A 7,259-nucleotide genomic window follows, 5' to 3' on the forward strand; every position below is an offset into this window, starting at 1 on the left:
TACAAGAAAGCGCTCCGTCCGCAATGGGACGGAGCGCTTTCCTGAGAAGTAACGGATCACTGGACGCTAAAGTGGACTCTTCGCACATTCACGAGTCCAACTTTTGGGGACCAGTTCAAAGGGTGCCGGCCCTTCCGCTTTCCAAGAGCTAGGTTCCGGTAGGGGAATCCGGGTCCTTAAGTTCAATGCTGAACCACTGGCTATAAAGGGTTACGTTTTCCGCTTTCGGGTCCACCAGGCGGCCGTCAATTTCCCACGCAAAGTGCTCGTTGATGGCCGTCCGATCTTCAGGCGTGGCCTTCTCGTTCTCCGCAAGCAAAGGGGCAATTCGTTTTCTTGCCTCCGCTAGGAGCACCGCGTCCACATTCACGACGCGATCGTTGGGTACCTTCCACACAACTTCTTGCCGTCGCGGATACGTTGACGTTTCACTATTCTCTGCATTTTCGGTAGTCATGGCGGCAGCCTATCTGCTTTCTGCTGACGTCAAGACAGAGCTCTGGCAGCCCGCGGGCCTCGCCTTGGTTTCCACTTTTGCCGAGGAAAAACGACGAGGGGCGGCACGACACCGTGCCGGCCCTTCGTCATGTCCGGCGCGCAAGCATCCACAGAATCACGGCCGCGAGGCCGTTGAGGAAAACGATAAAGAGGTCACCCGCGGCAGGCCGGCCGACAACCAGATCCACGACCACCAGCACCACCGATCCGAGCGCAGCAACAGTGAACACCACACCCAGGACCCGCCAGGTCCTCCGTGACATCCATGCGCTTGCGCGCCTGGCTTCACTGTTGTGGCCAGGGCGTGGAGCCGGATCGCTCATTCCCTGACCCTACTCAGGGGCAAGGGCAGGCTCGCGGGGCTCGCCCTGGTTTCCGCTGCGCTTCAACCAGTTGTTGGGCGTCCGCTGGCGCGGCCGGCTGTTGGGTCCAGGGCGCGCCGTCGCAGGGCTCCGGACCCCCTGAACCTGTGTGTCTACGACGTTTTTGGCTGCTGTCCTTCGGATTGTACGTGCCCGTTCCGGCCCTTCTAGCCCCTCCGTTCCTCCGGGGCCTGCGGCCCGGGAAAGTCTTCTCCGGCGCTCCTTCGTCGCTTATTTCCTTTCGAAGATTTCCCGGGTCTTGCCCTGCGGGTAGACGGGCCTGCACGGGCACAGCTCCGCAAGCTTCGCCAGCAGCCAAAACAACGGGGGGAGAGGGGAGCTGGCCGGTCACCTGAGCCGCCCCACCCACCCAACTTCTCGGCAAGAAGGAGCAACACCAATGAATGCAGCACCCACGCTGGAAATGCTTGACCCGGCAACGCTGACCGTCGATGTCAACGTCCGCAAGGACGCGGCCCTGACCCCGGATTTCATCGCCAGCATCAAGGAACACGGCGTCATGGAACCCGTGATCGCCCACCGCAGGGACGACGGAACCGTGCACGTCCTGATGGGCCAGCGCCGCACCCGCGCCGCCGTCGAAGCGGCTCGGCCCCTGATCCCCGTCATGATCATCGAGTCCCCCGAGGAAGCCGAACGCATCGTCACGCAGGTAGTGGAGAACATCCAGCGCGCCGAACTCACCGAAGCCGACGAGGCCGACGCCTACCACCAGCTGTCCCTGATCGGCGTCTCGGCCGCCGCGATCGCCAAGAAGACCGGACGGACCAAGACCACCGTCGAGTCCGCCCTCAAAGCCAAGTCCACCGAGACCGGAGCCGCGGCCCTGGGCAAGGGCTACACCATCGAAGAAGCCCTGATTCTCGCCGAATTTGAGTCCGACGAAGACGCGACGGCCGAAATCGAATCGGTCATCATGGACGAACCCGACATGCTCCTGCACGTCACCCAGCAGCTGCGCGACAAGCGCGACCGCGCCGCAGCGCTGGCCGCACTCACCGCCGAACTGGAAGCCGCCGGAACCATCGTTGTTCCCGAATGCGGCTACGGGGAGGACAGCGAAACCCTCCGCGTTACCTCGCTGAAAAGGGCAGATGGGGAACCGGCCACCGACGAGGACGGAAACGCCGTCTACATCGAGACGGACTATCGCGGCGAACACTCCGCCGTCGCCGTGGTCACCGGCTGGAAAGAACTGGGCTTCACGCTCCGCTACTACAGCGGCTACGGCACCTCGTCGGCCCCCAAAGGCCCCATGACCGACGAGCAGAAAGCCGAACGGAAGACCCTGATCGAGAACAACAAGCTGATGCAGTCAGCTACGACCGTCCGGCATGAATGGGTCAAGAACCTGTTGGCGAAGAAGCAGGCCCCCAAGGGCTGGCAGTACTTCACCCTGCACGCGATCACCCACCACTCTGAAACTGCCAGCGGTTACGAAGGGAAGGTCGCCGCAGAGATGGTCGGGGCGAAGTTCGAAGAGTCCAGCCAGTGGGCGTGGAACCCGCTCAGGGACCACGTCGCCAAAACGACCACCCGGCCGGAGTTTGGGCTGATTGCGCTGGTTTGCGCCGGGTATGAAAAGACCATCAAGAAAGACTCGTGGCGCTCACCGAGCCAAACGCACCGGGACTACCTGAACCAGCTGGTCCTCTGGGGATACACGGCGAGTGAGGTTGAGCAGATCATCATCGACAGCGGTGACAAGACCGAGACAGCCGGATAGACCACGGCTCCTGTGCCGGGCGGCGGATCCCAGACCCTGCCCGGCACTGGCCCAGCCCAATCGCCGCAGGAGGGCCAGGAACCTTCCAGAAGTCGGGCGGTCCGCCGCCCAGGGCGAACCACAGCAGCCACTCACCAGCGACGGACCGCCGATTAACGCACCCCACGGCCCAGCCCACCAGGTGCCGCGCCCCAGGGAACAACGACGCTCCCACCGGTTGCAGCACCCGAAGAAGAACATTCAGCTAAGCTGAACCCATAAGTTTCCTTTGCCGAGGAGAACGCAGAAAGGCCGGCCTAACCGCCGGCCTTTCTTGTGCCCTCAGGCAAGCCGCAACGCAAAGCGTCGCTCAGCAATCAGCCCGGGACGTTCCGCGGATCGTTGCCGTAGCTGTTCTTGGAACCAATCTGGCCGTCCTGGTTCCTGATGACGTGCTCCACCTTGTCCGCCTGGGCCGCTTCCCGGCCCGCGGCTACTGCCTCGTCCTTGGTGCCGTAGCCGGCACCGAACGCGCGGTCAGTACCCTCACGCTTGTTCTTCCAAGCACCGTCTTCGTAGTACGTCTCGATATCGCCCTGAGCCACTGCCTACTCCCTCTGCCATTCGGATCCTGACACCTGCTGCAACGCGGGTAGCGAAAAGCCCTGCAGTTCACTGGGGTCTGCAGGGCTTTCCTGGCAACCACTCCGCCTGATGGGGGACAGGCGAAGAAGATTGACTCCAACGATAATAGGAAGCATGCTTATCTTTCAAGTTGCCTGAAAGGCTGAGGCCCCGTAGGCATTTCGATGACGAGGTGAACGATGGAGTGCAATGAAGAACAGCACGCTGTGGTGTCGGTAATCAACACCCTCGCCTGCAGATTCCCCGGACGCCCCCGGACCGACATTGAGGATGCGGTCTGTGACGAGTATTCAGCCTTCAACTCCGGCCCGGTGCGCACCATGGTCCCCGCACTCGTCGAACGCGCCGCCATCAACCGCTTGCAAGGCGGCTCCTAGAACGCTCCCCGCGTGGATTTGGCGTGAAGGCCTGGATGCTGGCGGGTCGGGCAGAATGGGCTCATGTGCGGCCGTTACGTGATGTCCAAAGCCACCGGTGACCTGTTGAGCGCGTTCGACGCCAAGGAGGTTGAAGGTACCCCGCCGGCCCCGAGCTGGAATGTGGCCCCCACCCAGGACGTGCCCATCGTCGCCGAGCGGCTCGATGAAGGCGCTTTGGACCGGCACCTGCTCATAGCGCACTGGGGATTGGTCCCGTCCTGGGCCAAGGACATCAAGATCGGGAACAAGCTCATCAACGCCAGAAGCGAAAGCATCCTGGAGAAGCCATCCTTCCGCAAGGCGGCCGTGAAGCGCAGATGCCTGGTCCCGGCCGAGGGGTACTACGAGTGGCAGAAGACTGAGGACGGCAAGAAGATCCCCAACTACCTGTTCCCCGAAGAAGAGCCGTTGCTGGGGTTCGCCGGCCTGTACGAGTGGTGGGCTGACCCCTCAGTGCCCGAAGGTGACCCAACCCGGTGGTTGCTGAGCTTCACCGTGCTGACGACCACTACCCAGGACACGCTGGGGCATATCCACGACCGGTCCCCGGTCATCATCCCCCGTGACCGTTTCGCTGAATGGCTGGACCCGGACTTGACGGACAAGGGCGACGTGCAGCACCTGCTGGATTCGCTGCCTGACCCGGTCCTCACCTCAAGGATTGTCAGCGACCGGGTCAACAGCGTCCGGAACAATGGTCCCGAGCTCATCGAACCCGCAGCCTAACCGCACCATGCGCCGGCAGGAGGCCGGCCAGACAAGGTAGGGACTCCACGGCGGACTTCCCCATGGGCCACGACGACCGCGGCCGGCGTATCCGGCATGGGTAGCTAAGGTCTTTCCAGCAGGGACGACACATACCAGTGCCACCACTCCGCCATGGTTTCCTGCGTCGCCGGGAGCGGGGGGAGCCCTTAGGGCACAGGGGGGCTGCCGCGGTGGGAAATTTGCGGGGATGGCCACAGTCGCCGGCGGCGTCAATACCGTCCCGTCCCCGCGACTCGGCGGGGCGATAAGTGTCATGTGCTGGCTCGGACAGGCTGCAGAAAAACCCCTAAAATACGCGGTCAAACCTCTATTCATTCAGTTGAATGATTGCTAAAATGGAGGTAGCAAGTCAGCCAGACGAACGAAACTTATTTGATACGAAACCAGGTGCTGAAAATGACTGCAACACCCACCGCTTACACGGTCTACACCAAGCCCGAGTGCCCCAACTGCGAGAAGACGAAGGACTACTTCGACTCCAAGGGCATCACCTACACGGCCGTTGACATCACCGAAGTGCCGGCAGCGTTGGAGTACATCACCGCCGAACTCGGCTACTCCCAGGCTCCCGTCGTCGTGAACAACACTGACGACGAGGACCACTGGTCCGGCCTGCGCCGCGACAAGCTTGTCCAGGCAGCCATGAGTCACAAGGCAGCGTGAGGACCGTGACCACCCTGCGCCCGGTCTTCGGGTACAAACTGAGCCCGCGGATCCCGTTGGAGGTGGACCTGTTCCGCCAGGTCAACCCCAGCGGCAGGATCCGCCCCGACGTTGCGGACCCCTACGTTGTGGAGCCCGCCATTGTGGAACCCCTCGATGAGGACCTGTACGACGACTACGCCGCCCCGGACCGGGAAGGGGATGATCGGTTCCTTGAGGCGATCAGCAGCCGTCCGCTGGGGGAGGGCGGGCTCTGGGACGCTCACACCGCGAACCAGTACCAGCCCAACGACCTCACCCATGACGAACCGGGTGGGATCGAACCACAGAACGAACCGACAACACCCATCGAGAACATCACCAGCGCACGAGGAAAAGGAACCATCATGGCCGGCGAAACCACCATTACTGTCATTGGAAACCTGACATCAGATCCGGAGCTGCGCTTCACTCCGAGTGGGTCGGCGGTAGCGAACTTCACCATCGCGTCAACGCCCAGGACGTTCGACCGGCAGTCCAACGAGTGGAAGGACGGGGAGACGCTGTTCCTCCGGGCCAGTGTGTGGCGGGAAGCGGCGGAGAACGTGGCCGAGTCCCTGACCAAGGGCATGCGCGTGATCGTCACCGGCCGGCTGAAGTCCCGTTCCTACGAGACCAAGGAAGGTGAGAAGCGCACCGTAATCGAGCTCGAAGTAGACGAGGTCGGCCCCTCACTTCGGTATGCGAATGCGAAGGTAAACCGCAGCCAGCGCAGTACCCAGGGCGGGCAAGGGAACGGCTACCAGGGCAATGGTAACTCCCAGCCCCAGTCCGGCCTGCAGGACGATCCCTGGGCAGTGCCGGCGACCAACAACGCCGCCGGTGGATGGGGCAACGGACCGGACTCCGAACCTCCCTTCTAAGCAGTACAACTGTCGGGGTCAGCAGATACGCTGGGCCCCGACAGGCACCAGATAGGCCACCGGCAAGCCAGAGACCGCGAGCAAAGGACACACAACAATGACGCACGCAGATGACCTCCGCGCCTGGGCGCGAGGCATGTACCCCACGGAGGCGGCTACGGAGCTGCTGCTGAAGGCGTTTGGGGGGAAGTTCGCTGCGCCGGGAAACCCGTGGGTGCATACGAGCACCGAACCGGAGGGGCCGGGCCAGGTGAGGGCATGGATCGACTTCGCCGCCATCCCCGAAGAGGTCGGGCCGCTCTCCGGCGGGGAACGTCGTTTCCTCATGCTCGCTGCGTCTCTCGCTGAGGATGTCCCGGTGGTTTTGGGTGACCTCGTGTCGGGACTGGATCGAGAGAACCTGGATCTGGTGTTGGCCGCTATTGCGCATGCCGGCGGCAGCCACCAGCACTCCGATATCCGCTTCAATGAGGACGGCTCCATGTCCCTGGGGAAGGGTTACCTGGACAGCTTGCACCCGTGGCCGCGGACCCTGCGTGCCGTCTAACCAGGGCCGTTGTTGATGGCGAAGCCGAAGCGGGTTCCGGCGTTCACGCCGTACTACACGGAGGACCAGGCGGGGCAGGTCCGTGCTGCGTTCAAGGCCGCCGGCCTGCAGGAGGGCGACGCGAGCGTTTCGGACCTTATCGTCAGGGCGACGATGCGTGAAGTGAAGCGTCTGCAGCGCAAGTACAACGGCGGGAAGCCGTGGCCTCCGGTGCAGGCCGGCGAGCTGCGGCGCGGGCAGAGAACGATGGATGAAATGCAGCACCGAAACGAGGAAACGTAAGCGTGGCTAAGAGGACTGAGGAAGTAAGCAGGAGTGGTGCGCCCGTGGTTAACCCGTTCCCGCGGATGTTGACACTGGACCAGGTTGAGGAGGTCCTGAACCTTGGCAAACCGTTGGTTTATGCACTGGTTCGGAGTGGAGAGTTGAGGGCAGCTCAGTTTGGTGGCCGCGGCGTTTGGCGCGTCCGGGAGGACGATCTGAGAGCGCGTACATTGACGCCGCGTATGAGAAGACAGCGGAGCGCATTGCATCCGGCCAGGTTCCCGAGGGGGAGTCCCCCGCGGACGATTGACCCGCAGCGATTGAAGCGTTGAAGGCCGGCACCCACTGTGAACTGGTCCCCAAAAGTTGGACTCGTGAATGTGCGAAGAGTCCACTTTAGCGTCCAGTGATCCGTTACTTCTCAGGAAAGCGCTCCGTCCCATTGCGGACGGAGCGCTTTCTTGT

Annotated in this window: 10 protein-coding genes and 1 pseudogene; 8 read left to right on the plus strand and 3 right to left on the minus strand. The window is 62.7% G+C overall.

Annotation, left to right across the window (positions count from 1 at the left end):
- Positions 1 to 148: 148 nt before the first annotated feature.
- Both K4G53_RS07600 and K4G53_RS07605 read right to left on the minus strand, forming a co-directional pair.
- Complete coding sequence (locus K4G53_RS07600) at positions 149 to 457, minus strand: hypothetical protein (protein ID WP_221385109.1); 309 nt, start codon at positions 455 to 457, stop codon at positions 149 to 151.
- Between the two features lie 127 nt (positions 458 to 584).
- Positions 585 to 761 (minus strand): hypothetical protein, encoded by a 177-nt coding sequence (locus K4G53_RS07605; protein WP_260323426.1) that lies wholly within the window; start codon positions 759 to 761, stop codon positions 585 to 587.
- A gap of 499 nt (positions 762 to 1,260) precedes the next feature.
- Here K4G53_RS07605 and K4G53_RS07610 point away from each other — a divergent pair, with 499 nt between their 5' ends.
- A complete protein-coding gene (locus K4G53_RS07610; protein ID WP_221385111.1) occupies positions 1,261 to 2,607 on the plus strand; it encodes a ParB/RepB/Spo0J family partition protein in 1,347 nt (448 codons plus the stop codon).
- 356 nt (positions 2,608 to 2,963) lie between these two features.
- Here K4G53_RS07610 and K4G53_RS07615 read toward each other — a convergent pair whose 3' ends face one another.
- A complete protein-coding gene (locus K4G53_RS07615) occupies positions 2,964 to 3,191 on the minus strand; it encodes a DUF2188 domain-containing protein (protein ID WP_221385112.1) in 228 nt (75 codons plus the stop codon).
- 219 nt (positions 3,192 to 3,410) lie between these two features.
- Here K4G53_RS07615 and K4G53_RS07620 point away from each other — a divergent pair, with 219 nt between their 5' ends.
- The 7 genes and pseudogenes from K4G53_RS07620 (at position 3,411) to K4G53_RS07650 (ending at position 7,104) form a co-directional block, all read left to right on the plus strand.
- The gene (locus tag K4G53_RS07620; RefSeq protein WP_221385113.1) at positions 3,411 to 3,608 is read left to right on the plus strand and encodes a three-helix bundle dimerization domain-containing protein; all 198 of its coding nucleotides are present in this window, start codon (positions 3,411 to 3,413) and stop codon (positions 3,606 to 3,608) included.
- A gap of 63 nt (positions 3,609 to 3,671) precedes the next feature.
- On the plus strand, positions 3,672 to 4,376 hold the full coding sequence (locus K4G53_RS07625; RefSeq protein ID WP_221385114.1) for an SOS response-associated peptidase: 705 nt from the start codon (positions 3,672 to 3,674) through the stop codon (positions 4,374 to 4,376).
- A gap of 438 nt (positions 4,377 to 4,814) precedes the next feature.
- Positions 4,815 to 5,081 carry a glutaredoxin family protein gene (locus K4G53_RS07630; RefSeq protein ID WP_221385115.1) on the plus strand — a complete coding sequence of 89 codons (267 nt, stop codon included), beginning with the start codon at positions 4,815 to 4,817 and terminating at the stop codon, positions 5,079 to 5,081.
- A gap of 5 nt (positions 5,082 to 5,086) precedes the next feature.
- Positions 5,087 to 5,983: a single-stranded DNA-binding protein gene (locus K4G53_RS21275; RefSeq protein ID WP_308287846.1), complete on the plus strand. Its 897-nt coding sequence runs from the start codon at positions 5,087 to 5,089 to the stop codon at positions 5,981 to 5,983.
- Positions 5,984 to 6,080: 97 nt separating this feature from the next.
- On the plus strand, positions 6,081 to 6,530 hold the full coding sequence (locus K4G53_RS07640; protein WP_120693054.1) for an ABC transporter ATP-binding protein: 450 nt from the start codon (positions 6,081 to 6,083) through the stop codon (positions 6,528 to 6,530).
- A 15-nt stretch (positions 6,531 to 6,545) separates the two neighbouring features.
- A complete protein-coding gene (locus tag K4G53_RS07645) occupies positions 6,546 to 6,812 on the plus strand; it encodes a hypothetical protein (RefSeq protein ID WP_221385116.1) in 267 nt (88 codons plus the stop codon).
- 2 nt (positions 6,813 to 6,814) lie between these two features.
- Positions 6,815 to 7,104: pseudogene (locus K4G53_RS07650) on the plus strand (helix-turn-helix domain-containing protein).
- Positions 7,105 to 7,259 lie beyond the last annotated feature (155 nt).

This window comes from Arthrobacter sp. MAHUQ-56 (assembly GCF_019710585.1).
Classification (GTDB): domain Bacteria; phylum Actinomycetota; class Actinomycetes; order Actinomycetales; family Micrococcaceae; genus Arthrobacter.

Excerpts from the sequence above, each read along its gene's own strand:
- K4G53_RS07600 (WP_221385109.1), bottom strand. The coding sequence starts at position 457 with ATGACTACCGAAAATGCAGAGAATAGTGAAACGTCAACGTATCCGCGA.
- K4G53_RS07605 (WP_260323426.1), bottom strand. The coding sequence starts at position 761 with ATGTCACGGAGGACCTGGCGGGTCCTGGGTGTGGTGTTCACTGTTGCT.
- K4G53_RS07610 (WP_221385111.1), top strand. The coding sequence starts at position 1,261 with ATGAATGCAGCACCCACGCTGGAAATGCTTGACCCGGCAACGCTGACC.
- K4G53_RS07620 (WP_221385113.1), top strand. The coding sequence starts at position 3,411 with ATGGAGTGCAATGAAGAACAGCACGCTGTGGTGTCGGTAATCAACACC.
- K4G53_RS07625 (WP_221385114.1), top strand. The coding sequence starts at position 3,672 with ATGTGCGGCCGTTACGTGATGTCCAAAGCCACCGGTGACCTGTTGAGC.
- K4G53_RS07630 (WP_221385115.1), top strand. The coding sequence starts at position 4,815 with ATGACTGCAACACCCACCGCTTACACGGTCTACACCAAGCCCGAGTGC.
- K4G53_RS07640 (WP_120693054.1), top strand. The coding sequence starts at position 6,081 with ATGACGCACGCAGATGACCTCCGCGCCTGGGCGCGAGGCATGTACCCC.
- K4G53_RS07645 (WP_221385116.1), top strand. The coding sequence starts at position 6,546 with ATGGCGAAGCCGAAGCGGGTTCCGGCGTTCACGCCGTACTACACGGAG.